The organism is Shewanella sp. FJAT-51649 (assembly GCF_019457435.1).
GTDB lineage: Bacteria > Pseudomonadota > Gammaproteobacteria > Enterobacterales > Shewanellaceae > Shewanella > Shewanella mangrovisoli.
Map to the genome: position 1 here is coordinate 2799929 of NZ_CP080411.1, position 24712 is coordinate 2824640.

Consider the following 24712-nt stretch of genomic DNA (forward strand, 5'->3'; position numbering starts at 1 on the left):
TTTGATTTGCTTCGATTTCAAATGTCGGCCGAGCTTAACAAAACTGGCCTTTGCACTCCACTGTTTTATCCCTGCGATACCTCACCAAAGCTTAAACGGCTGCGGATCAGCAAGCCCCATGCCTAAAGTGGCATAGGGTTGAGTGAACCATAAGCCACTTGCGGCAATATTCGCAGGCAGTACGACACAACCTAAAGACTTTAGAGTGAAATCCCCAGAGCACTGAAGACTTCAGGGCTTGGGAAACCGTCGGCAATCATATTCTTACTGCGCTGGAATGCTTGGATCCCCGCCGAAGAGTTACGCCCAAGTACGCCGTCGGGCTTTCCGACATCGAAGCCTGATTCATTCAGCTTGGTTTGCAACTGTTTGATTTGCTCGCGACTCAAACGTGGTTGCTCGGGCGGCGCCACTTTTAATGGTTCGCCACCATTAATTCTATCGGCCAAATGACCAACGGTAATGGCGTAAAATTCGGAGCGGTTCCAACGCATGATCACATTGAAGTTCTCATAGCCTAAAAACGCGGGGCCAGTATGACCCGAGGGCAAATACAGCGCCGCCTTCATATCGATAGCGGGTAAAGGCAGTCCATTACTTTGCACGACAGATTGCGCCGCCCATTGGGATAGCGGCTGCGCCTGTTTGGCGCCAAGGTTTTCATAGTTGAAATTGCGCGGCAATACCACTTCACGCCCCCAACGCTCATTGCGTTGCCAGCCTAAGTGCTGCAAAAAGTTCGCCGCCGAGGTGAGTGCATCTTCGGTGCTATTCCACAAATCGGCCTTACCGTCACCATCACCATCGATGGCATATTTAGCATAGGCCGAGGGCATAAACTGGGTGTGCCCCATGGCGCCGGCCCAAGAGCCCACCATAGTGCTCTTATCAAAGCCGTATTTTTCTTTTAACTTAAGCGCTTGCATCAGCTCAGTCGTAAAATAGCCACTGCGACGCGGCTCACAGGCCAAGGTCGCAAGGGAATCTAACACAGACATTTTGCCTTTGTAGGAACCGTAGTTAGTCTCTAGTCCCCAGAAAGACAGAATATATTGTGGCGGTACACCGTATTCCTGCGCCAATTTATCGAGCAGCGCGCGGTGTTTTTGCAGTAAACGGCGGCCTTCATTCACCCGCCAATCGGTCGCCCGCTTAGTAAAATAGTTGTTGAAGGTTTGACTAAACTCGGGCTGAGCTTGGTCAAGCTCAATCACTTTAGGCACAAACTGTAAACTGGCGACTGTGTCTTGGATAGTGGCTTCGGATAAGCCTTCGGTACGTGCGCGCTCCTGTAGGTTAGCCACACAGGTCGGAAACGCTGCAGCATGGGCGGCGATGGTGTCACTGAGCGGCATTTCTTGCACGGCGGCCTGCGTCTCAGCGATCGCGGTTTGAGTCGTACCGCCGGAGGTTGGCGCGCTCGAACACGCACTTAAGCTCACACACGCGGCGATGCTGGCGGCAAGATAGGGCATTCCTTTCAATTTGATCAAATCAATTACTCCTACAGTCAGCGCTAAGAATGTATCTTAGCTGAGCGAGGCAAGAGGTGGATCACCCCAAGCCAAGAGAGATACGATATTAAGCCATAAACAGGTTGCCGCTGTGTTGATAGGCCAACAAACAGGGCAACGGCCAAACATCCACGAAACTATTTTCTCCCCCAGAAAATCGAGCCAGATACTCACCAACAATCAGTAATCATTATCGGTGCCTCTGCTCGGCACATCCTGACCCATAGCGCCCGCTAACACAATGCTTATCACCAGAAATCGCCAGATAAATTCACTTATTGCTCAGTTAACCAACAGCGAAAAAATCTTAGCAAAGAATCCCTTGGACTATCTATCCGTTGCCGTATAATGGACAAGTTAACAGCATACTTCAAAGAGACCTATCATGACTGAAATCAACGCGGCGTTGGCTGGCTTTATCGAAAACGTAAAAGAACATCAAACACTCTGGGGTTTGATGGATGAAACTGGCGAAGGCTGGGTCGTTTGTGACTCGGGCGAGTTCGAAGATACTGATGTTATGCCTTTATGGTCGAGTGAAGCGCAGGCAAAATCTCACTGCACCGAAGAGTGGAAAGACTACCAAGCGGTGGCCATTAGCCTCGAAGAATTCCTCGAGTACTGGGTATCGGATCTCAACGACGATGGCGTGTTGATTGGTGTTGATTGGCAGAGCGATGAAGACTGCTTAGAGTTAGATCCTATCGTTCTGGCGAAAGATTTAGTTGATGTTGAAGAGGTTTAAATCCATCAACCAAAACAGCATGTTTAAGGCATCAAGGGCTGAGGTATTTAGCTCTTGATGTCCGCTTTCCCTTGTATCGACATACCCTTCGATAAACGTCACCTCTGTTGGTTTTGCGGCGAGCCCTGCAAAGACCGATTGGAATATCAAGCAGAGTCACATGCGCCCCACCCGGCTTTAGCCGTTCCTTGCTGCGCCGAATGCTTAAAACTTGCTAAAAAGCACACCTTAACCTCTATCTGGGACTGCCGTGTGGCGGTTAAAGATGCCCTAATGAGCATTTATGCCAAGCACTTAGCCATTGGGATTAATTGGACGGAGGAAGAGTTAGCCGAGTCTGAGTTTTCCTGCAAAGTGTTTGAAGGCTTTAAAAAAAGCGCTTGGATGATGTATCAAATTTCCCGCGACAGGATTAATTTTCCGGGCTGGCCGATACAGCTTGAAGGGGTTGAACTCGAATGCCAGTTAGACAGTACTCGCTTTGAGTTTGATGGGGTGACTTACACCTCTTTACCCGCGGCGATTCACTACTACAGCCAGCAATTTTGCTTAGATCCCGTATTTTTTGCCGAGCTTATTCGATTAGTCGGTAGGCAGAGATTTAACTATGCCCTTAGGCTTGCGCGGATCCATATCGCGGCAGCCAAAGAGATGAAGCGCCAAGTCCTTGCCGATGTTAAAGCCGAACTCAGCCAATAAACCGTATCGCGGTAAATCGTCTACATCACAGCAAATAGTCCAAGTTACAGCCAATAGTACGAGCCACAAGTGAAATACTAAAAGCGAGTGCTGAAAATAACGAGGCCGCAAATCGCAGGTTGCTAGGGCGGCCAATGGGTTTCAAACCTGTAATTGAGCAATCGGTTAAATCAGTGGCGTTATTTGCCAATAACTTGTTTTAACCTGTCTTGCACCACTTCCACCAGCAAGTCAGGCTGGAATTTAGAAATAAACCTGTCGCAGCCAACCTTCTCAACCATCGCATTGTTAAAGCTACCGCTGAGCGAAGTGTTTAAGGTGATAAATAAATCCGCCATCGCCTTATCGTTACGCACTTCGTAGGTCAGCTTGTAGCCGTCCATCTCCGGCATTTCGGCATCGGTTATCATCATCAACAGCTCTTGGGCGACATTCTTGCCTTCATCGCGCCATTTTTGCAGTAAATGCAATGCCTGCAAGCCATCGGAGGCTTCGATGATTTCAATCCCGAGTTGGCCTAAGGTCTCACGCACTTGGCGCCTTGCGGTTGACGAGTCATCGACAATCAAGACCTTCTTACCGGGCATCTTGTCTAACAGGCTCTCATCCAATACCCCTTCGGAGAGACGAATATCGTAATGGACGATTTCCGCAAGTACCTTCTCGACATCGATGATCGACACCAGTTGCGACTGACCTTGATATTCGATGCGGGTGATGGCCGTGAGGTAATTATTTCGCCCAGCCGTTTTAGGCGGCGGCATAATATCGCTCCAGGTCATGTTGATAATGTGCTCGACCTTACCGACTAAGAAGCCCTGCACACTGCGGTTATATTCGGTGATGATCATATTGGCATCATCTCCCGGAGGCACAGGTTTAAAACCGATAGCCGAACGCAGGTCAATGACGGGAATCGACATGCCACGAATATTCGCCACCCCAAAAATATGGGGATGACTGCCGGGCATAGAATTTAATGGTGGTAACTTGACGACTTCTTTGACTTTAAAGACGTTAATCGCAAATAACTGGGTAGAGTTAATTCGAAACAGCAGCAGTTCGAGCCGATTTTCACCGACGAGTTTGGTTCGTTGATCTACGGTTGCAAGCACGTTTGCCATAATGCGACTTCTCTACTTTGGAGGAACAGCTTTCCTCACCAGTGACGGATTAAGCTAAATTATAGCGGTAAACTCACCATGAGAACCATGCGATAAGTCGATTTTATCTAAAAATTACAATCACTCGGCAATCCTTTATCGTTCGGCAGGCGTCCCGATAAATACGTGATTCGCTTACGGCTATCGCGCATCTATCGTTGCAATTCCTCCCTTTATGCCATGCGTTTTTGAGCTAGCACCATGCCCGAAAGATTGAGAAGATTTCTCTCGCAGAGGATCTCAAATCCCCCTTGGCGCAGTCCTGCTAACCATTCTTGATGGTTAAATCGATTCTGTTGCGGATGCTCAAACAACCGTCGACTCAAGGGATTGCAAATAGCAGCGCGGTATAAATCCTCTACCACAAAGTAACCGTTGGGTTTTAGCACCCTTGCCACCTCGGCAACCGCCGCTTGCCAATCGGGAATATGGTGAAACACGGCAAAATTGAACACCACATCAAACTGGGCATTTGCAAAAGGCAACGCAGTAGCATCGGCAACACTGAATGCCAATTGGCTTAACCCATTGGGTGAATCATGCCAGCGCGCTTTAGCGGGTGCGACCATCTCAGGGTCAAGATCGACAGCCGTGACTTGCTCGGCCCCAAAATGGTCGCGGATCAACTGAATTCCGTTACCAAAACCACAACCAATTTCGAGTGCGTGACGTATATAAGGAAGGGGTTTGGGCATCATAGAAGTCAGTAATGGCGCTTCAATATGGTTTTGCAACCAAAAACGTAGCGGATGCTGGACTAACTTTTTCTCGAATGGATTTAACTTCATCTCATCCCCTTAAATGAATCGGTTATTGCTTGGTACACTGATCAAATTCTGTATATGGTACGTAATGATATAGACATAAGTTCACTTGAGGCCACTATGAAATTACCTCTTTTTCCTTTGCCAATCTGTTTATTACCAGAGGGATATACTCAGTTGCGCATTTTTGAACCCAGGTATAAACGCTTAGTCGCTGAATCCCTTAAATCGGCGGATGGCTTTGGCCTGTGTATGACATCGGAGGATGGCAAAACCATTTATCCCATCGGCACGCTGGTGCATATCATCGATTTTGAAACCTTACCTGATGGTATGCTCGGAATAAGCATTCAAGGAAAACAACGCTTCACACTCGGCGATATCAGCATAGAGTCGGACGGATTAAAGTGCGCCGAGGTGAAACTTATCGATAATTGGCCGAGTGCACCGATTGAAGACGATGAGCGTTACTTGAGTGAGATGCTGCAAAACATTCTTAAGGAGTTCCCGCAGCACCTGCAACATTATCAGGTGGAACAATTTGAAGATATCGCCTGGGTGTGCCAACGCTGGTTAGAAATTCTGCCGGTTCAAGCTGCCGAGAAATACGCTTGTATCAATGCATTAGATCATCAACTAACACAGGATTTATTACATACTGTCATTCAATCAGCTTGAGTGATCCAACTTCCCGCGCACCACGTATTGCTCTGTATGCTTATCGAATGTCGGCCCTGACGTAACATCTTTTGTGATGTTCAGACTGGATTGAACCTTAAGTAAAGAGCTAATAATGGAAAATTTTCAATCACATTTAGCGCAAAATCGCTATGATAGACAGTTATCATCCCATATCGATATGGCTATGGAAAACGATAGCACTATTTCAACAGCCGATGAGCCAGTCACAGATGCGGATCCTTTAGCGCGCGCCATTCTAAGAGTCGCGAATCAACGGGATAAAGCCGCCTTTGCGGAATTGTTCAGCCATTTTATGCCCAAAATTCGTGCATTTGGTCTGCAACGCTTAAATCAGCAAGGGCTGGCCATGGATCTAGTGCAAGAAACCATGACCTTAGTGTGGACCAAGGCCCATTTGTACAATGCCGACAAAGGCTCGGTGGCGACCTGGGTATTTACCATTATGCGCAACCAGTGTTTCGACATGCTCAGGCGCATCCAACATAATCGTGAAGATGCCTTCGGGGATGATATTTGGCCTATTTACGATGTCGCCGTCAGTCAAGAAAGCGGCCCAGATCATAAACTCACCGCCAAGCTACTCGCGCATTTAGATGCCCTGCCCCTACCTCAACGCCAAGTGGTTCAAGGGATCTATATGCAAGAACTCACGCAACAAGAATTAGCCGATGCCTTAAAAGTCCCGATTGGTACGATAAAATCGCGACTCAGATTGGGGTTAGAAAAGCTGAAAAGCTTTTTGGAGACGCAACATGATTAAACATCATCCCCATACCGATTTGCTATTAGCCCATGCACAAGGCGAGCTGCCGTTGTCTATGTCGATTGCCATTGCGGCCCATTGTGCCCTTTGCCATGAGTGTCAATCGCAAGTCAGCCGCTTTACGGAACAAGCGGCAGAACTCGCCTTTTTAACGCCGAGCCAAACCACTGAACCTGCTTTTATCAGCGAAACCGATACCGCACAAGATGACGCCTGGCAGCAAATGTTGTCGCATATTATGGACTTGCCAGAAGCAACGCCAACTGAAAACGACTATCTCGCCAAAGCGACGGTTTCCCTAAATCATAAGCATGTGCGCTATGAGATCCCTACAGTCTTTCGTCAACATATCGCTCATCCGTGGCAGCAGATTGGTAAAGTCAGCCGAATGCGTTTCGATGTGAATGAAAGCCACACCCGCGCCAGCCTATTGCATATCGACGCCTTAGGTGAGATCCCGCAGCATACCCATAAGGGATACGAACTAACCCTGTTATTGGCAGGAGAATTTTCGGATCTCAACGGGCAGTATGTTCCCGGCGATTTCATCATCTTAGATGGCAACACGCATCATTCACCCAAAACCCAGTCAGGCTGCCTCTGTTACACAGTGTTAGATGCGCCGTTATATTTTACCAAAGGGCTCAGTAAATTATTGAATCCCATTGGTGAGCTGATTTATTAATCTCGCTGACATTTAAAATAAGCTGGCAGAGTGAATAACCGATAAACGCAAAATTACAACAAAATACCAACAAACTTATTTCCCGCTGAGTAAAAAATAAACTTGCCAGCTGGAATTTTGCTGTTATACTGCCCGCCGTTTTGAGAAGTATCTTGTCGTTATCCTTTTTATATCGATTTGTCCATTCGCGTAAGCAATGACAAAAACGATCCTCACGAAGAAAGCCTACTACAAGTAAGTCCCACAAAAATAATGAGTTAGTGATTTTCTGCATCGACTCAAAAACAGTGAACTATTTAATTAAACCCATGTCATAGTACTGTCACTTTACTATGGTCAACTGGGCTAATTGAGATATTCCATTGACATAATCGCTGATATGCATTAGTTATCAATAAGGCATCTCTTGATTAATGATCATGGAATGGGTAACCTCAAGACTCATTAGTATCATCTTTCGCAATTATGCTAAGGATATTTTATTGTTATAACTTACTCACCCAAGGGTGAATTGAATTAAAAGGAGTGTGGCCTATGTCATACAAAATTAACGGACATGAAATCACAGTGAACTTTCCTGTAGACTCTATTTCAGTTAACAAAACATCCATTGCTTTTACCGATAGACAAGGTAAAAACAAGCAGACTTTTTCAAAGCGCACCGAAGCCTTAAACTTTATGAAATGGCTATTGTCGGCAAATAAATAAGTCTCATGGTGTACTCCTGAGAGTACCCAAGACGGTGTTTAGGTTTATTCGGTTCCCATTTTCCTCGCCATACCGAAGCCTAAATGACCTAAATAGATAGCCCAATATCACGATTTGCTATCCCCTTACGTCGAATGACGAACTCGTTTGGTTCAGGCGGTATCTAGCTCACACAGATACGTGCCGAACCAAATGTGTATTCCGCGAACCTAGATCAAATTAATCTGTATTTGTCACTGCTAATATAATCACTCACTCAGTTTGTGAATGTATTTTCTATGTCAAAACCCGATACTAAAACGGCTATGCTGACCTTAATAACCCAGATTAAACAGGTTATTCCGCTCAACTTAGATGAAGCACAAATGTGCCAAGGTGAGTGTTTAGGCTGTTCTAAAAAAATGCTGGAAATGTTGGATGCTGAAATAAGCTATTGGCAATATTCAACCGATACGCCGGGATTGAAAGATCTTAAACATCTGGAAAAGATAGCCACACGCACCCACAAAATATTAAAGCGCAATAAGTTAGTTGGCTAAACGCTATCCTGCATCGCCCTCACCATATTTTCGTCTGTATCTTGGCAACATGGTTTGATTCCCTAATAGCCCACCCTGATGAATATAGAGAATGGAGGCATGTTGCTCGCGCCGTAAATAATCCTCTAACACCATAAAGCCTAAGGGATCGTAGAGTAATTCAAATTGCACACCGCTGGCACAGAGTCGTTGCCACATGGCATAAAACTCAGGATAGAGTTTCCCAAAATGGTATTTCTTCCCCACATTCAAAATCTGTGGATGTTCAGCAGAGTTGGGATTTAACTCATAAAACTGCTGCGTTAAATATTCATCGCCGCCGACAACGGCGCAGGTAAGCACTCGAATATTCAATTGCTGACGCACAAAATACTGATTTAAAAAAAGCGCCGTCGTACCTGTACCTGCGGGTAAAAACACCTTGAGATCGGAAATATGCTGAGACTCGGCCCAAGCAGCTATTTCGGCGGCTAACTGACTGACACCATATTGCGCATACTGGCAGCGCCCGCCCTCGGGAATAAACAAAGCCTTAGGCTCAGCTGGCATGACTTGCTGCTCAATATAATCTTGGCAAGTCCTATTAGGCTCACGATGAAGAGAAGGATTGGCTGCAATCAGGCTTGATAAATTAATGACACGCGTACCATTAGCAATAGCGGCGGCATAGTTACCAGTCGGCAACGTGCGGACATGGCTAGCAATATGATCCACATAAAAATCGCACTGCCAACCCTTTAGCTTGGCGAGCGCCGACAGAGAATACAACGAGTTAGCCTGCGCGGAGCCATGACCAATCAGCTTAGTCACACCAGTAAACTCATGATCTAGAAAATAGGCAAACTTACGCGCTTTATTGCCACTAAACGCAGGATGCAATAAATCGTCTCGCTTGAGAAATATCTCGCGCCCGGCAAAGGAAAAAGACTCTACTGGACTCTTAGAGAGCAAGCTTTGACTCAACTGGCTATTGGCTAACATGAATACACTCGAAGGAAACAAGGCCGTTAGTGTACCGCGAGCTTGTCTACATCGTCCGTAATTATTAAGCATTTTCGCGAAAATCTAGCATTTTTTACAACGTCACACAGTCATCAACATAAACATCTTATTGATAAATAATGAAAAATATTTTGGCACAATTCTCGCTTATACCATTTAAGTATCAATTAATGATCCTGTGTGTTGGCCAACATCATTCCAACACTGATTTAAAATGAGTTAAGGAGTATTCAATGTCGCTTTTACGGTTAATTTTCAATATCGCTTGGTTTGTCCTTGGTGGATTTGTGATGGGACTCGCCTGGTGGCTCGCGGGGATTTTGTGTTTTATCAGTATTATTGGTATTCCCTTCGGCCGAGCCTGCTTTGTGATTGGCGAATTGACCTTCTGGCCCTTTGGGCAGGAACAAATGAATCGTCGCCATTTAACCGGACGTGAAGATTTAGGCACTGGCGCCTTTGGCATGGTAGGCAATATTATTTGGTTCTTGCTGTTTGGGATTTGGTTGGCCATAGGTCATTTAGCCCATGCCCTTGCCTGCTTTGTGACGATTATTGGTATCCCCTTTGGGATCCAACATATCAAGCTGGCGCTATTAAGCCTGACGCCGATCGGGCAAACCATAGTAGCGAAAGCGTAATAACCACAGTAGCGAAGGCGTAGTAATCATAGTCGCTAAAGCGTAAGGCAAATCACTCAGCACTACTCTACGTCAGTAGGTAGTGCTGATAAATAGTTTGGCAGTGACTGCACTAACCTTGCCTCATGAAAGGCGGTTTCCTCATCGAGCAAGTCGCCACAATCTACAAACCGCTCACTCACTTCCCCTTGTTCTAGGCTTATGATTTCGAATAGATAATGCGCCAGTTTAGCTGGCGCATCTATGGTGATGTCATGACCACAATAGGCCAAGACAACCAACTCGACCTTAAACTGTTGTGCTAATGCCCTACTGGTTTGAATATTCACTAAGGCATCACGATCACCCGATAAAATACTGACGGGCACAGTTAAAGACGCTGGGCAGCGATAACGAAACGCCGCCCACAACTGACGACATGCATTGCTGAAAAATGGCGTCGACTCGTGGCGATATCGGCTCCAACGCTCAATCAAGGCAATATCGCGCCGATGGCGATAGCTGGTTAAGCGTACAATCGTCGATTCGATGGGATTAAGCTGTCGACCACGGCAACGATTGAGCCAAGCACTCAGGGCATTCAATCCATTAAATCGTTGATACCATGGCGATAAGTTAGCCGCGCTGCTATTTAATACAAATAGGTGCTTTATCTGCTCCGGGCGCTGCTTAGCCATTTCCATGGCGAGCATGCCGCCCATCGATAAGCCCAGCAGATAAAAGGCTTGTCCCGCTAGTTGCTCATCCAATTGTTGCCACACCGAACTGGCATATTCAGCGATAGTTAAAGGGCTGGCTTGGTGAGTGAGGATCCCATTGCCGGGCAAGTCTGGGGTGAAAACTCTGCAACCCCGTTGCCTCAACCTTTGATCGAAGCCATTCCAATGGCGTTGATCCCGCATTAAGCCCCTGAGTAATACCCAAGTTGTCATCAAAAATGCTCCCGATACCAAAACTGCTGCGCGCTCTGTGCCAGTCGTGTGAGATGTTCGGGCGTCAGTCCTTCTAACTCCCGTGCGTACGCCGCCTCCATCAAGAACTGCATCAGAACTGTGTGCCGACGTAAAATCCTGTGGTGCCTGTGTGTTTTTTGCGGATTAAAAAATCCCGCAAAATTAAATATTTGCCTTGGATTTTTCTTAATCCATGCCCAAGAGCCCATCTCTAAGGTCAAAGGTAAGAACGGAATATTTGCTTGAGGATCTTGGGCATGATGCTGGCGGTACAAGTAATCCCAAATATCACCGTGGGTGCGATAAAACTGGCTCTGGGGCGCAAGCCGATAATGGCCATGATGGGGATAGCTGGCCTCAAATAATTGCTTTAAGTGATAAATGAAGTGGGCATTTTCAAAGGACGCGCGAGTATGGGCATAGGGAAACCAGATATGATCCGTCAAACCAAAGCCAGAATGCGCATCGAGGGAAATGAGACTGGTACTTTGTCTAAGCAATTGTTGCACATAGGCCACCAGCCCTGCGGTTTCAAGCTCCATGCCGCCAAGGCCACGAAACCAAGGTAACTTAGAGGAGAGCCGCTGCCCTCCAACCATAAAAGATACTTTTTCACGGGACTCGATTGGCGCATTGCGCATCAAGTCGACCTGATTTCCATTACCGCGACTCCCCAGCAGTAACCCGACGGGATTCACCACAGGGACAAAGGCTAAGCGGATGTCCGTTAATAACGCTTGTAAGTGTTTGTCCCAAGCAAGGCGCTGTAGCAGGCTGTTAAGCAAAGCTAAAATCACCTGAGAGCCAATCCGCTCCACCCCATGCACGCCGCCGACGAATAACACCGTCGGACAAGGGCGTTCGGTAAGGCCTAACTCGACACTGTAGAGCGGAAAATGTTGGTGCCGAAATGGAATGTCCGCAAGAATCTGATATTTGAGTTTAAGATGATGAGTATCAATGAGTTGTGAAAGTGTATCTAACTCGAATGGAATGTTATTCATATCATCCTAGAAAGTGAAATGAGCATCGACTCATAGCCTTAGGACGATATTAATGGCGAACCACGACACATTTATGACAACAGATTAAGCCAAAGCCAAGTTCACTTTAGTGGCGTGTCACTTCCTCCTGAAACAACAACTCCCCCATAATACTCTCAATATCCAGCTGAGCTAAGCCTTGGTCGAAAACATCTCGCCAATGGCGCCCCTCCTCGGTATTACGAAACGCGACGTAGAGCTGTTTATTCGCAAGCAGTTGTTTATTCACCTGTAATTTATCCGCCAATGGCTGCAGATGAGGCTGCTTTAACAAGTAATAGAGTACGTTGACATCAATCACTGCACCATCGATGCGACCGGCTGCCACCTTCTTGATGTTTTGTTCATCGGAGATCACGGCCTCGACGGGCTGTGTACCAGAAGCAATCATCAGATCTAGGGAGTCGGTATTCACATAGTCCTTCACCACCCCTAAGGTATAGCGGTTCAGATCGGCTAAGTAGTGCCAGCTGATGGGATGTGATTTTTGCTCAACAATGCCTAATGGACTGATCCCTATCGGTTTTGAAAAAACAAACTTGTCCGTTTCAAAATAATATTCTGGAAAATAGCCAATGTAATCGGAGCTTGGCATAGCCGCCAATTTTATCGCCCGGCTCCAAGGGTAAAAATCCACGACCAGTTGCTGTTCCATACGTTCGAAGGCGGCTTGAGCGACCGCGACACTGGCCCCTTGTTGTGCCAGTTGCTGACCGGAATAAGGCGGCCAGAGTAATGAGGTGAGCTTAAGCGTATCGGCAAATGCGCTATTGGCCGTGGCGAAAAGGCAACAGAGCATCAGTAGGCACCAGCGGAACATAACACCTCCATCAAAGGATCATCTGTTTTAATGGATTGAAAAACAAACAATTCATCACATGCTCATCGGTTAAACTCTTTTCAGTATAATCAGCGATGCTTCAAGGTACAGTGAATATTTGTTACATATTAAGCCGACGAGAACCTAGCTTAAGCAGAAATGATAAGAGTAGACTGAAACGAGCATCGATACTCACCGTCGTCATGCATGCGGCGAAAAGTAGAAGATGAGGTCCAGCTGATAAAGTCAATCTGAGGGGACGCGATATGCCAATTTATTTCAAAGACAGTAAGTTGACTTTTATGCATCCCGCGATGACTCGAACCGTCATTACCGTGATTGGTGCATGTTTTACCTTAGTCGGAGGGATATTTTTACTCTTACCCGGACCGGGACTGCTGTTTATCCTGATAGGACTAACCCTCTTGAGCACCCAGTATCCTTGGGCAAAACGTTGGCTGCGCCTAAGTCAACGACAATTAACTAAGAGTGCGGCTTGGCTCGATAATCAAATTCGCCGCCACCGTCGATAATTTTGAATCTCGACCTAAACATCAACCCAAGCCATCGAACTTGGGTTGATTTATCTTATGTGCCCTTGGGCGTGATGACGTTTTAGGGGGATTTTTACAGCGATATGGCTAACGTTTATGCAAGGCAGAGTCCGTGCTGTGTAGTTATTCTACATAAGCGGACGATAACGCAGCAGAAACGCCAGCTAAACGCTGCCCAAAGGATTTCATCTCAAAACGTCAACATGACCTATGCATTAATATCTTCATATAACTCTTGGTACATCAGCTCACGCATTTTAAATTTCTGGATTTTGCCCGTGACAGTCATGGGGTATTGCTCCACAAACTTGATGTAGCGAGGCACTTTAAAGTAGGCAAATTTTTCGGTAAGGAAATGGCGAATATCCTCCTCTGAAATCGTGGCACCACTGCGAACCTTGATCCACGCGCACACTTCCTCGCCGTATTTATCACTGTGTACCCCAAACACTGCTGCATCTTGCACATCTTTATGGGTGTAGAGTTTCTCTTCAATTTCACGGGGATAGATATTCTCGCCGCCGCGAATAATCATATCTTTAATACGACCAACGATTTGCACATAACCTTGCTCATCCATTTGGCCAATATCGCCAGAATGCAACCAGCCTTCACTATCGATGGTTGCCGCCGTTTTTTCAGGATCATTCCAGTAACACTGCATTATGCAATACCCACGGCTACAGACTTCACCGGGTGTATTTATCGGCAGCACTTCACCAAATTCATCGACGATTTTCACTTCGGTATGGGGTAAAGCCCGGCCAACGGTAAGCACACGCTTCTCTACCGGTGAGTCGATTTCAGTAATGTGGTTCAGCGGGCTGCACTCGGTTTGCCCATACCCAATTAACACTTCCTGCATATACATCAGGTTTTGTACCCGGCGCATCACTTCTTCTGGGCAAGTCGCTCCCGCCATAACACCGGTACGCAGTGAGCTTAAGTCAAAGCGTTTAAATTCGGGGTGCTCTAACTCGGCAATAAACATAGTCGGTACGCCGTGCAGTGCGGTGCAGCGCTCACGCTCTACCACCTCTAGGGTGGTCAGCGGATCAAAGGAATCCCCAGGAAAAACCGCCGCCGCGCCCTTAGCAAGGCACACTAAGCTCCCCAGCACCATGCCAAAGCAATGATATAAAGGCACAGGAATGCAGAGCTTATCTTCACAGGTAAACTTCATCGCCTCGGCCACTAAGTACCCATTATTCAATATGTTATGGTGCGATAAGGTCGCACCCTTTGGGCTACCCGTAGTGCCAGAGGTAAATTGAATATTAATGGCATCATAAGGGCTAAGTGATTCGGCGATTAGCTCTAGCGCAGCCTTGTCATCGGCCGTCACCTCAACCAATAAATCATCAAAATTCAACATGCCGGGAGACTGCTCTGCCCCCATGCGGATCACAAATTGTAACTCGGGCAACGCCTTGGCCTGTAATTGCCCTGCGGCGCACACCTTAAGCTCTGGCGCTAACTCGTAGAGCATCTGTAAATAGTTACTGGACTTGAATTTATCGGCGCAGATCACCGCCCTACAGCCCACGTTAGTCAGGGCATATTGTAATTCTTCGGGGCGATAAGCAGGGTTGATACACACCATGATGGCACCAATTTTGGCGGTAGCGAATTGAGTTAGACACCACTCAATATTATTGGGCGACCAAATGCCCACGCGATCCCCAGGACCTATGCCCAGTTTGAGTAAACCTGTGGCCAAGGCATCAATTTGTGCAAGGTATTGGCGGTAATTCCAGCGGATATCTTGATGATTCACGACAACTGCTAACTGTTCGGGATAAACGTTAGCGATATAGTTAAGGTACTGTCCTATGGTTTTCTCAACGAGCTCTGGGGAATTAGGCCCCCGGAACTCACTGTATTTGAGAGGATGAGTGGCTTGATTTGTTGCTTGAGTCGTTGAAACAGACATTAAGGCCTCCGTGCTTTTTTATTATGGTTAGCGGGATTCAAACTAACCAATCCTCGGAACATGTCACAAGTAAAAAAGCACGGTATTAGACTAAAGAGTAAGGATGTTCTATTACTCGAACGTCTTGATTAGCGGGTAATAAACGCTACCTGTTTATCGGAAGTTACCACCTCTAAACGCTGCAAACGCTCCATAATCGCCAGTAACACTCCTTGGCGGCGCATATTCTCTAACACCCCTGGGCTGAACACTTCGAGGCGAGTCATAGCCGTTAATAACAGGCGGCATTGCGCGACACTGGCATCACGGATATAAGCGGGTTTATCGACTAAGTAACTGTTGTTATACCAATAATCCCAAGTGAAATTTGCCAGTAACCAGCCCTGAGTAGTTAAATCGCTGACAAATTCCAACATGCGTTCGCGGTGCAGGCTCACATCTCCTGCGGTAAAATCTTTAAGGTATTTAGTGTATAGGCCACTGTCTGTGGTCATTGCTGAAGTTTCCATAGCACACCTCACTGTCTCAACATCACTCATATAAAAGTCGGGTATTGAAAAAAGCTTGGATTAGGATCTAAAGTTGCCAACTTTGCATCAATTCGCGGCGTCATAGCACCAGTGCATAAGGCATACCAGACTCGATAGTGACAACAGGGTAAGCTGGGTTAACTGAACGCTGACTTAACGCTCTCAATAATCTGCTCAGAGTACGGTTAACTGTGAGGCAAACAAAAAGTAAGATAAACTCAATGCATTAACTCGAAGAGACAGGCTGTTTTTGTGAAGGATAAAAGATGAACTACTGGCTGATGAAATCGGAACCCGACGAATTTAGTATCGACGATCTTAAGGCTTGCCCCAATCAAACTGAAGCTTGGTTTGGGATCCGTAACTACCAAGCGCGTAACTTTATGCGAGATGCGATGCAAATTGGCGATCAAGTCTTCTTTTACCACTCAAGTTGCAAAGTCCCCGGCATCGCCGGCATTGCCGAAGTCGTGACGGAGGCCTATCCTGACAGCTCGGCCTTTGACCCTGAATCAAAATATTTTGATCCTAAATCCGATCCACAGCAGCCACGCTGGTTAAGGGTGGATATTCGTTTCGTCAAACAATTCAAGGAAATCATCCCCTTAAGTTTGATCAAAAGTTTGCCGCAACTGGCCGATATGTACTTAGTCTCTAAAGGTTCTAGGCTGAGTATTCAACCTGTTACCGAAGAACAATGGCAAGCCGTGCTTATGCTCGCCCGCTAAGGGCACATATTCAGCTAAAGTTCATCTAAGCTAAGCTAGATTGACCACAACCACGTAATTCCTAAGGGAGCTAGTATGAATAAATTAACTGCAACACTGATTGGCGGAGTCGTACTCAGTTTGGTCGCCCCAATGGCCGCTTTTGCAAAGAATGAGCATGAGCACGACAAGCGAGACAAAGACTTACCACCCGGCTTACAAAAGAAAGCCGATAAAGGTCAGCCTCTCCCTCCCGGATGGCAGAAAAAACTGCGTCGTGGCGATATCCTAGATTACGATATTTATGACCGCGGCCGCGTCGTAGTCCCCATCGACAGAGACGGCAGAATCAGCATTGAAGTCGAAGGTTCCATTATCAAGCTCGATGAAAAGAGCCGTAAGATCCTCGATATCATCAATGTGGTCACCTATTGATCTGAATGTGCAAACGGCTTACTGCGCACACTTAAACAGTTAAGTGTGCGCATTTTCGTTTAGGGTTAACGCCCATCGAGCATGCGACCAAGCCCGCCGAGGACAGAACCTTCGCCTCTATCACTACCACCAGCAGAAGGAGCGTGAGCAATAATGCGATCCGCCATCCGCGAGAACGGTAGACTCTGCAGCCACACAGTGCCATGGCCTTTTAACGTCGCTAAAAACAGCCCTTCTCCGCCAAACACCATCGATTTTAACGAGCCAGCGCGCTCGATATCGTAATCAATTCCTGGGGTAAAACCGACCAAACAACCTGTGTCAACACGTAAAGTTTCGCCTTTGAGTTCTTTCTTTATTAAAGTGCCACCCGCATGGATAAACGCCATGCCATCACCCTGTAAGCTTTGCAGGATAAAGCCTTCCCCCCCGAAAAAGCCCGTGCCTAGGCGGCGATTAAACTTCATGCTCACTCGAGTCCCTAGGGCGGCGGCGAGAAAACTATCTTTCTGGCAGATCAGCTCTCCGCCATATTGAGCAAGATCGATAGCCAAAATCGTTCCTGGATAGGGCGCGGCAAACGCCACTTTCCGTTTCTGATGTCCGAGGTTCGTAAAGTGCGTCATAAAGATGCTTTCACCCGTCAGCACACGTTTACCCGCCCCCATCAACTTGCCAAAAAAGCCAGATTCAGGCTCAGAGCCGTCACCCATTTTGGCCTCGAAGCTAATGTCCTGCTCCAAATAATTCATCGCGCCGGCTTCGGCGATCACAGTCTCTTGCGGGTCGAGTTCCACCTCAACCAACTGCATGCTGTGACCGATAATTTCATAGTCCACTTCATGGCAACGTCTAGACATACCATTCCCCTTACTCTGTTAGTCCAATTAATGTGGCGAGTCGAAATCATCAGTGCCACGATATTGGATTCACTTTATGACATAAAATGTCAAAAGGCGATCGTTTTTATCCCAAGGTTGCGTCAGTAAGTTGTTTCAAAACATGACAAGTCGCAGATGATTAACCTAAGCCCACCCCGTTAAACTGCCCTGCTTTAGCAAATTCCTCTAGGATTAATTCGGTAAAGAGTTTGCCAGCACGGCCCAAGGGGCGCTCAAGGGTCGAGACTAATTGGGGAGTAAAGGTATAGCGACTGCCACCGACAAAGTCGACCTCCACAAGCTCACCACTCAATAACTCCTCCTGCACCAGAAAATCTGGCAACCAACCAAAACCGAGTCCTTTTAATAACGCGTTTTTTTTCATAATAAAACCAGAAAGATAGAACACTTTATCGCCGCCAAATTGCAGCTCATCCCGGTAGGTCTTATTGGGGGAGGAATCTTCGATGGTCAGCTCAACATGCTGCTGTAACTCGGGCAAACTGATGTGTTTTTGCTGAGCCAGCGGATGTGAAGCGCTCGTCACCAGCACACTGGTTATCGCAGGAAGTGGCTGTGGGTGATAATAGGGGCCGGTGCGGTAGTCTTTAACCAACATCAGATCCGCATTATCACGCTCGAATCTATGCTGCACACCACCGAGAAACTCCATATTGAGCTGGATTTTTGTCGGAATTTGATGCTCTGCCATCCGTTTAAGTGCCGTCATAATCGGCTCCATAGGCAAGGCGCCATCGATCACTAACTCAAGCTTCGGCTCCCAACCTTCACTGAAACGACTGGCAAGATGTTCAATATTGGCAAGGTGTTGTAACAGTCTTTGCCCCTCGGCCAAGATCACCCGGCCTTCACTCGTCAGTTCGGCGCGGTATTGATCCCGACTAAAAAGTTGCACACCTAAGTGCTCTTCCAGCTTTTTGACCTGATAGCTGACCGCAGACTGCGCCTTATGTAAACGCTCGGCGGCCTTTGCAAAACTGCCCTCTTCCACCAGCACTTGCAGCACATTAAAAGCATCAATATCGATGCGCATGGGGACTCCTAGGCTCTCATTAACATGTCACGTAAACGCAACGAAGCGTAAAGCAGTTAATACCATCTAATTTTTAGATGGAGACAACAGATTTATTATTCTTTTTTTTGTTCATTCAAGCAACTAAATTGATAAGAAGATCACACTAATGCAACTTGCAGCATAACGACTCGCGGTGTAGGCAAGCCTGCAGCGCAACTTTGAAGGAATCACCATGCCATTTTATGTGAAACAAGGCCAAGTCCCCCATAAGCGCCATATCGCATTTGAGAAAGAAAACGGCGAGTTATACCGTGAGGAGCTGTTTTCAACCCATGGTTTTTCCAATATTTACTCGAATAAATATCACCACAATATGCCGACTAAGGCATTGGAAGTCGCACCCTACCGCCTCGGTCACGGTGCACAGTGGGAAGATTCATTAGTTCAAAACTACAAATTAGACTCTCGCACAGCCGATCGCGAAGGCAACTTCTTTAGCGCCCGCAACAAAATCTTTTATAACAATGATGTGGCCATCTATACCGCAAAAGTGACTCAAGACACGCCGGAGTTTTACCGCAATGCCTACGCCGATGAAGTGGTGTTTGTGCACGAAGGTGAAGGTACGCTCTACAGTGAATATGGCACCCTAGAGATTAAAAAATGGGACTACTTAGTGATCCCACGCGGCACCACACATCAGCTCAAATTTAACGATTACAGCAATGTGCGCTTATTCGTGATTGAAGCCTTTTCAATGGTGGAAGTGCCAAAACATTTCCGTAATGAATACGGTCAATTACTCGAGTCTGCCCCCTATTGTGAGCGCGACTTACGTGCGCCCGTATTGCAAGATGCCATGGTTGAACGTGGCGCCTTCCCGCTGGTATGTAAATTTGGTGATAAGTACCAACTGACCACCTTAGAGTGGCATCCCTTTGATCTCGTTGGTTGGGACGGCTGTGTTTACCCTTGGGCATTTAACATCACAGAATACGCGCCGAAAGTCGGCAAAATTCACTTACCGCCTTCGGATCACTTAGTGTTTACCGCCCACAACTTTGTGGTGTGTAACTTTGTACCGCGTCCTTACGACTTCCACGAGCGTGCCATTCCTGCGCCTTACTATCACAATAATATTGATAGCGATGAAGTGCTGTACTACGTCGACGGCGACTTTATGAGTCGAACAGGGATTGAAGCCGGTTACATCACCCTACATCAAAAAGGGGTGGCACACGGCCCACAACCCGGCCGCACCGAAGCCTCGATTGGCAAAAAAGAAACCTATGAATATGCAGTGATGGTGGACACCTTCGCCCCACTGAAATTAACCGAACATGTGCAAAATTGCATGAGTAAAGACTACAACCGCTCCTGGCTAGAAAACTAACGCTGCACCGCAGCTTGAGTGAATGGCTTAATTAAGCCGACTAGCCGTAAGTCACCACAGCGAACAAGGCAACAAGAGTGACTGCGTGTTGAATTAATCAAGAGGAACAGATCATGGCAAGCGAACTCAATCCACTGGGCTTACTCGGTATCGAATTTACCGAATTTGCCAGCCCCGACAGCGATTTTATGCACAAAGTGTTTATCGACTTTGGTTTTTCACTGCTGAAAAAAGCCAAAAATAAAGACATTTTGTACTACAAACAAAATGATATTAACTTCCTGCTCAACAATGAGCGCGAAGGGTTTTCGGCAGAATTTGCTAAATCCCACGGCCCTGCCATTAGCTCTATGGGTTGGCGTGTAGAAGATGCCAGCTTTGCTCACCGTGTGGCGGTGGAGCGCGGTGCCAAAGCCGTCGCCGATTCTGCCAAGGATCTACCCTATCCGGCGATTTATGGTATTGGCGACAGCTTAATTTATTTTATCGACACCTTCGGTGCCGACAACAATATCTATGCAACTGACTTTGAAGACTTAAGCGAGCCAGTGATCACCCAAGAGAAAGGCTTTGTCGAAGTCGATCACTTAACCAATAACGTCTACAAAGGCACCATGGAGCATTGGGCGAACTTCTACAAAAACATCTTTGGTTTTACCGAAGTGCGCTACTTCGACATCAGCGGTGTACAAACCGCACTAGTGTCTTACGCCCTGCGCTCACCCGATGGCAGTTTCTGTATCCCAATTAACGAAGGTAAAGGCAACGATAAGAACCAAATCGATGAATACCTGAAGGAATATAATGGTCCTGGCGTACAACACTTAGCCTTTAGAAGCCGTGATATCGTAAAATCCTTGGATGCGATGGAAGGTAGCTCGATCCAATGCTTGGATATTATTCCCGAATATTACGACACCATTTTCGATAAAGTCCCGCAAGTGACCGAAAACCGTGAGCGTATTAAACATCACCAAATTCTGGTGGATGGCGACGAATCAGGCTATTTACTGCAAATCTTCACTAAGAACCTGTTCGGCCCGATCTTTATCGAAATCATTCAACGTAAGAACAACTTAGGTTTTGGTGAAGGTAACTTTACCGCCCTGTTCCAATCGATTGAACGCGATCAAATGCGCCGCGGCGTGCTGTAATCGCAGCCTTTAATACATAAGAAACAAAAACGGTACGCACTGCGTACCGTTTTTTATGTCCTATTGTCACTCCTTGTTTGTCACTCTTGTCGGATGGCCTTTTGATTATTGTCTTTCGCTCACGGCATTTTGAGCATCGCCCCTTGCCCCTTGACTATAAACCGCTTGAGCATCACCAATTCGAACAACACCTCTTGGCATTGCGCTTAAGCTTGATACTTTACAATCGTGTTTTTGCCCTTTGCCTTGGCTTGATACAAAGCCTTGTCCGCCAAATGCAGCAACGACTCGCCAGCGCTCCCTTGCAGATACTCCACCCAGCCAATGCTCACTGTGCAGTAAATCGTGTGCTCCTCGGCCGCTATCGACATCTCTGCAAAGGATCTTCTAATACGCTCAAGTACAGGCTGCACCTGCGCTGCATCAATATCCCTAAGCACAAGGGCAAACTCTTCACCGCCTAGGCGCGCAGCAATATCGTGGCTGCGGCTGTGATTGTGTATCAACTGCGCCAACAGCTGGATGACCCTATCGCCCACGCTGTGACCATAGGTGTCATTAATTATCTTAAAATTATCGAGATCCAACATAGCGACCGAATAAGACGTCGTTGATGTATCCAGATTCGCCAGCTGTGGCATAAAGCCGCGGCGGTTTAACAAACCAGAGAGCGGATCGTAAAGCGCCTCTTGCACCGCGGTCTGCTTATCTCTCTCGGTTCGACGCAGCTGTGCCCGCTGTAATGACACGCCAAATATCGTCAATGCCGATGACAACACAAAGGCCATCATCTCCGCATTGGTTTGAAACGGCGTGGGATTAATAAACGGACCATAACCCTGCGCCGTCGCTAAAATCATGAACAGCATGGAGGCACTGCTAAATAGTGCGAGGTAAAAGCGTGTCACTTCAAAGGAGAGCACAACCAACAGCGGCGGGATCACATAAAACAACCAGCCTAAATCGAATCTTACGCCTATCAAACAAAAAAACGGTAAACCAATCAGTGGCAATAAAATGTGCCGTTTATGGTCAATTTTCAGGGCATTAGGTTCCACCCAGCCCGCATAAAGCTGATACACCAACACTATCCCAAGAATATCGGCAAAAAAGAACATTTGCCCCATACTCCAAAACTCACTTGGTTGAATATAGCCACCCAGCACTAAGTTGCCCGATAGTAAGGCACTCGAACCTAAAATAGGCACTATGCCCGCCACGACCACAAATTTCATCAAGTCGTTCGCACTGCGGGTGCCCAGAGGTAAAAAACGTCGCAGCAAATACATAGACATAGCAGGTGCGAGCATATCAATCAGGGCTGATATCGCCGTATGGGCTATCGAGAGCATCAGCGATGCCTCCTGCACCATCCCTTGGATATTCAGCATAAAACTACCAAGGAAGATTAGCGCTAATGCCTTACGTCCCCACATCAACAGCATGACTAATGCCACGCCCGATGGCAGCCAAATCAAGGTGATATTCGCGGGCTGCAAACTAAATAATGTTTGCCCCAAAGCGCCCGTAATCCAGTAGAGGATACCCGCCAATAACAGCGCGGTATTGCTCTGTCGTAGTGGAAAAAATGGCGTAAACAATGTCTTCAATCCGTCATCAACCCTGCAAAGTGCTAAAGCTATTAACCGCTGAATTACTTAGATAAAACGACTATTCAAGTAAAAAGTTCTGTTCAAAAAATTGTCGTTATCTTGGCATCAATTAACCATCAAGGATTCGATACCCAAAGACGAGACAACGCGCAATAACGTAAGCCAAGTGTAATATAAAACTGACTAGAGGTTTTATCGCGCATGATTTACCACACTCGATTTACCGCAAAGTCGCAGTTAAACCGTTTCGTGAATTTGTTTTATAACTTTACAGGGATTACCAACGGCCACACTGTTAGCGGGAATATCTTTATTGACCACACTCCCCGCGCCAATCACGCAGTTATCGCCAATAGTCACGCCGGGCAATACGCAGACATTACCGCCGAGCCACACATGGTGACCAATATGAATAGGCTTACCATATTCTGTTGTGAGGCGCGCGCTAGGTTCGATGGGATGGGTCGCGGTAGAGAGCAACACATTGGGACCAAACATCACATGGTCGCCAATGGTCACTTGGCAAACATCGAGTATGGTTAAGTTATGGTTAGCGTAAAATTGCTTACCGATGTGAATGTTATAACCGTAATCACAAAAGAAGTTAGGTTCGATATGGCCGCAATTCGGGATGACCAGCAAATCTCGCAAATACGCCATGCGCGCCTCAAGCTGAGTTGGATCCGCATGATTAAACCGATGACACATTAGTTTAGCCTGCATTCTTTCGGCTAATAAGGTTTCATCCGAAGCTTTATAGGGTTGACCCGCCAACATTTTTTGCTTTTCTGTCATCTAACTTCAACATTTGCTACTTGTTATAATGACGCAACCCTAACAATCGACTGGCAAAAACACAAGTGACATAACAAATCCGATGTTTTTCTGCATATTTTACTGCACGGTTTTAACTCCAACTAAGCTAACGTTAGTGAACAACGTCTTCAAACACGATTGAAATAGCCCTGATAATTCAGGTAGATTTCACAGGACTCTGGATCGAGTCAGCGATTTTACCAGAGTGCGATTTAGCCGATTGGCTAACTCTGTCATTTTCATTACACTAGCGTTCCTTCACTCTTCTATTAGACCGTTTTAGACCATGCCAGATTTTGCCTTACTCGCTGTGTTTATCCCGACTTTCTTCTTTGTTTCTATCACCCCCGGTATGTGTATGACACTCGCCATGACGCTTGGAATGAGTATAGGCGTGCGCCGCACCCTATGGATGATGCTCGGCGAGCTTGTTGGGGTCGCCTTGGTCGCCACCGCTGCGGTCATGGGTGTGGCCAGCATCATGCTTAACTATCCTGAGGTTTTTCAGGTATTTAAATGGGTTGGCGGCATCTACTTAGGGTATATCGGTGTGCAGATGTGGCGCGCTCGTGGCAAGATGGCCATGCTTAGCGATGATGACACTAACCCAAGAGCCAGTAACTTCACGTTGATTTCACAGGGTTTTATTACCGCGATTGCCAACCCTAAGGGTTGGGCGTTTATGGTATCGCTATTACCGCCGTTTATTAATGCCGAGCGCGAGGTCGCGCCGCAGCTCCTTGCCCTGCTTAGCATTATCATGGTGACAGAGTTTACCTCTATGCTCGCCTACGCCAGTGGCGGTAAGAGTCTGAGGATATTTTTAAGTCGCGGCGATAATATTCGTTGGTTAAATCGAATTGCCGGCAGCCTTATGATTGGCGTTGGGATCTGGTTAGCTGTGAGCTAATCAAATATT

At 46.8% G+C, this 24712-nt stretch carries 27 protein-coding genes; 14 read left to right on the forward strand and 13 right to left on the reverse strand.

The genetic code is table 11. The features are described from left to right. Positions 1-200: 200 nt before the first annotated feature. The gene (locus tag K0H59_RS12415; RefSeq protein WP_258405841.1) at positions 201-1493 is read right to left on the reverse strand and encodes a lytic murein transglycosylase; all 1293 of its coding nucleotides are present in this window, start codon (positions 1491-1493) and stop codon (positions 201-203) included. A 406-nt stretch (positions 1494-1899) separates the two neighbouring features. Between K0H59_RS12415 and K0H59_RS12420 the strand changes: the two genes are divergently transcribed. Both K0H59_RS12420 and K0H59_RS12425 read left to right on the forward strand, forming a co-directional pair. Further along, positions 1900-2259 (forward strand): DUF2750 domain-containing protein, encoded by a 360-nt coding sequence (locus tag K0H59_RS12420; RefSeq protein WP_011072081.1) that lies wholly within the window; start codon positions 1900-1902, stop codon positions 2257-2259. Between the two features lie 57 nt (positions 2260-2316). Beyond that, positions 2317-2958, forward strand: coding sequence for a hypothetical protein (locus K0H59_RS12425; protein WP_088211581.1), 642 nt, complete (start codon positions 2317-2319; stop codon positions 2956-2958). 179 nt (positions 2959-3137) lie between these two features. Here the strand turns inward: K0H59_RS12425 and K0H59_RS12430 are convergent, their stop codons facing one another. Continuing rightward, positions 3138-4082: a chemotaxis protein CheV gene (locus K0H59_RS12430; protein WP_088211580.1), complete on the reverse strand. Its 945-nt coding sequence runs from the start codon at positions 4080-4082 to the stop codon at positions 3138-3140. A gap of 212 nt (positions 4083-4294) precedes the next feature. After that, a complete protein-coding gene (locus tag K0H59_RS12435) occupies positions 4295-4909 on the reverse strand; it encodes a class I SAM-dependent methyltransferase (protein WP_088211579.1) in 615 nt (204 codons plus the stop codon). Between the two features lie 96 nt (positions 4910-5005). Here K0H59_RS12435 and K0H59_RS12440 point away from each other — a divergent pair, with 96 nt between their 5' ends. The 5 genes from K0H59_RS12440 to K0H59_RS12460 all read left to right on the forward strand — a co-directional run bounded on the left by K0H59_RS12440 (position 5006) and on the right by K0H59_RS12460 (position 8282). Beyond that, positions 5006-5563: an LON peptidase substrate-binding domain-containing protein gene (locus tag K0H59_RS12440; protein ID WP_088211578.1), complete on the forward strand. Its 558-nt coding sequence runs from the start codon at positions 5006-5008 to the stop codon at positions 5561-5563. Between the two features lie 115 nt (positions 5564-5678). Beyond that, positions 5679-6347 (forward strand): sigma-70 family RNA polymerase sigma factor, encoded by a 669-nt coding sequence (locus K0H59_RS12445; protein ID WP_220053303.1) that lies wholly within the window; start codon positions 5679-5681, stop codon positions 6345-6347. Next, a complete protein-coding gene (locus K0H59_RS12450; RefSeq protein WP_088211577.1) occupies positions 6340-7035 on the forward strand; it encodes a ChrR family anti-sigma-E factor in 696 nt (231 codons plus the stop codon). The genes K0H59_RS12445 and K0H59_RS12450 overlap by 8 nt, the downstream gene beginning before the upstream one ends. A 534-nt stretch (positions 7036-7569) precedes the next feature. Next, positions 7570-7743 (forward strand): hypothetical protein, encoded by a 174-nt coding sequence (locus K0H59_RS12455; protein WP_023265706.1) that lies wholly within the window; start codon positions 7570-7572, stop codon positions 7741-7743. 278 nt (positions 7744-8021) lie between these two features. After that, positions 8022-8282, forward strand: a complete 261-nt coding sequence (locus K0H59_RS12460; RefSeq protein WP_011717391.1) for a hypothetical protein — start codon at positions 8022-8024, stop codon at positions 8280-8282. A gap of 3 nt (positions 8283-8285) precedes the next feature. Here the strand turns inward: K0H59_RS12460 and K0H59_RS12465 are convergent, their stop codons facing one another. After that, positions 8286-9233, reverse strand: coding sequence for a pyridoxal-phosphate dependent enzyme (locus tag K0H59_RS12465; protein ID WP_088211700.1), 948 nt, complete (start codon positions 9231-9233; stop codon positions 8286-8288). Positions 9234-9517: 284 nt separating this feature from the next. Here K0H59_RS12465 and K0H59_RS12470 point away from each other — a divergent pair, with 284 nt between their 5' ends. Beyond that, on the forward strand, positions 9518-9925 hold the full coding sequence (locus K0H59_RS12470) for a YccF domain-containing protein (RefSeq protein ID WP_011626453.1): 408 nt from the start codon (positions 9518-9520) through the stop codon (positions 9923-9925). A gap of 62 nt (positions 9926-9987) precedes the next feature. Here K0H59_RS12470 and K0H59_RS12475 read toward each other — a convergent pair whose 3' ends face one another. From K0H59_RS12475 to K0H59_RS12485, 3 genes are all read right to left on the reverse strand, one after another. Then, the gene (locus K0H59_RS12475) at positions 9988-10857 is read right to left on the reverse strand and encodes an alpha/beta fold hydrolase (RefSeq protein ID WP_220053304.1); all 870 of its coding nucleotides are present in this window, start codon (positions 10855-10857) and stop codon (positions 9988-9990) included. After that, positions 10857-11882, reverse strand: a complete 1026-nt coding sequence (locus K0H59_RS12480; RefSeq protein ID WP_220053305.1) for a M14 family metallopeptidase — start codon at positions 11880-11882, stop codon at positions 10857-10859. Before K0H59_RS12480 ends, K0H59_RS12475 begins: the two co-directional genes overlap by 1 nt. Before the next feature lie 106 nt (positions 11883-11988). Beyond that, positions 11989-12741, reverse strand: coding sequence for an ABC transporter substrate-binding protein (locus K0H59_RS12485; RefSeq protein WP_220053306.1), 753 nt, complete (start codon positions 12739-12741; stop codon positions 11989-11991). Positions 12742-13007: 266 nt separating this feature from the next. On the opposite strand from K0H59_RS12485, the gene K0H59_RS12490 reads away from it, so the two are divergent. After that, positions 13008-13274, forward strand: a complete 267-nt coding sequence (locus K0H59_RS12490; RefSeq protein ID WP_220053307.1) for a PGPGW domain-containing protein — start codon at positions 13008-13010, stop codon at positions 13272-13274. Positions 13275-13503: 229 nt separating this feature from the next. Here K0H59_RS12490 and K0H59_RS12495 read toward each other — a convergent pair whose 3' ends face one another. Continuing rightward, positions 13504-15228 (reverse strand): AMP-binding protein, encoded by a 1725-nt coding sequence (locus K0H59_RS12495; protein WP_220053308.1) that lies wholly within the window; start codon positions 15226-15228, stop codon positions 13504-13506. A gap of 128 nt (positions 15229-15356) precedes the next feature. Further along, the gene (locus K0H59_RS12500) at positions 15357-15737 is read right to left on the reverse strand and encodes a DUF6508 domain-containing protein (protein ID WP_011717398.1); all 381 of its coding nucleotides are present in this window, start codon (positions 15735-15737) and stop codon (positions 15357-15359) included. 287 nt (positions 15738-16024) lie between these two features. Here K0H59_RS12500 and K0H59_RS12505 point away from each other — a divergent pair, with 287 nt between their 5' ends. Together K0H59_RS12505 and K0H59_RS12510 are read left to right on the forward strand one after the other, a co-directional pair. After that, positions 16025-16486 carry an EVE domain-containing protein gene (locus K0H59_RS12505; protein ID WP_220053309.1) on the forward strand — a complete coding sequence of 154 codons (462 nt, stop codon included), beginning with the start codon at positions 16025-16027 and terminating at the stop codon, positions 16484-16486. 75 nt (positions 16487-16561) lie between these two features. After that, positions 16562-16900, forward strand: coding sequence for a hypothetical protein (locus tag K0H59_RS12510; protein ID WP_011717400.1), 339 nt, complete (start codon positions 16562-16564; stop codon positions 16898-16900). A 65-nt stretch (positions 16901-16965) separates the two neighbouring features. On the opposite strand, the gene K0H59_RS12515 is transcribed toward K0H59_RS12510, so the two are convergent. Together K0H59_RS12515 and K0H59_RS12520 are read right to left on the reverse strand one after the other, a co-directional pair. Beyond that, positions 16966-17760: a TIGR00266 family protein gene (locus K0H59_RS12515; RefSeq protein ID WP_220053310.1), complete on the reverse strand. Its 795-nt coding sequence runs from the start codon at positions 17758-17760 to the stop codon at positions 16966-16968. Positions 17761-17920: 160 nt separating this feature from the next. After that, positions 17921-18835, reverse strand: a complete 915-nt coding sequence (locus tag K0H59_RS12520) for a LysR family transcriptional regulator (protein ID WP_088211568.1) — start codon at positions 18833-18835, stop codon at positions 17921-17923. 214 nt (positions 18836-19049) lie between these two features. Between K0H59_RS12520 and K0H59_RS12525 the strand changes: the two genes are divergently transcribed. After that, complete coding sequence (locus tag K0H59_RS12525) at positions 19050-20210, forward strand: homogentisate 1,2-dioxygenase (RefSeq protein WP_220053311.1); 1161 nt, start codon at positions 19050-19052, stop codon at positions 20208-20210. A gap of 113 nt (positions 20211-20323) precedes the next feature. After that, entirely contained in the window at positions 20324-21364 is a 1041-nt protein-coding gene (hppD, locus tag K0H59_RS12530) for a 4-hydroxyphenylpyruvate dioxygenase (RefSeq protein WP_011623053.1), read from the forward strand. A gap of 206 nt (positions 21365-21570) precedes the next feature. Here the strand turns inward: hppD and K0H59_RS12535 are convergent, their stop codons facing one another. Together K0H59_RS12535 and K0H59_RS12540 are read right to left on the reverse strand one after the other, a co-directional pair. Then, on the reverse strand, positions 21571-22974 hold the full coding sequence (locus K0H59_RS12535; RefSeq protein ID WP_220053312.1) for a diguanylate cyclase: 1404 nt from the start codon (positions 22972-22974) through the stop codon (positions 21571-21573). Between the two features lie 240 nt (positions 22975-23214). Then, positions 23215-23772, reverse strand: a complete 558-nt coding sequence (locus K0H59_RS12540; RefSeq protein WP_220053313.1) for a sugar O-acetyltransferase — start codon at positions 23770-23772, stop codon at positions 23215-23217. Positions 23773-24079: 307 nt separating this feature from the next. Between K0H59_RS12540 and K0H59_RS12545 the strand changes: the two genes are divergently transcribed. Further along, positions 24080-24703 (forward strand): LysE family translocator, encoded by a 624-nt coding sequence (locus K0H59_RS12545; protein WP_011626464.1) that lies wholly within the window; start codon positions 24080-24082, stop codon positions 24701-24703. The last annotated feature ends 9 nt before the right edge of the window (positions 24704-24712 follow it).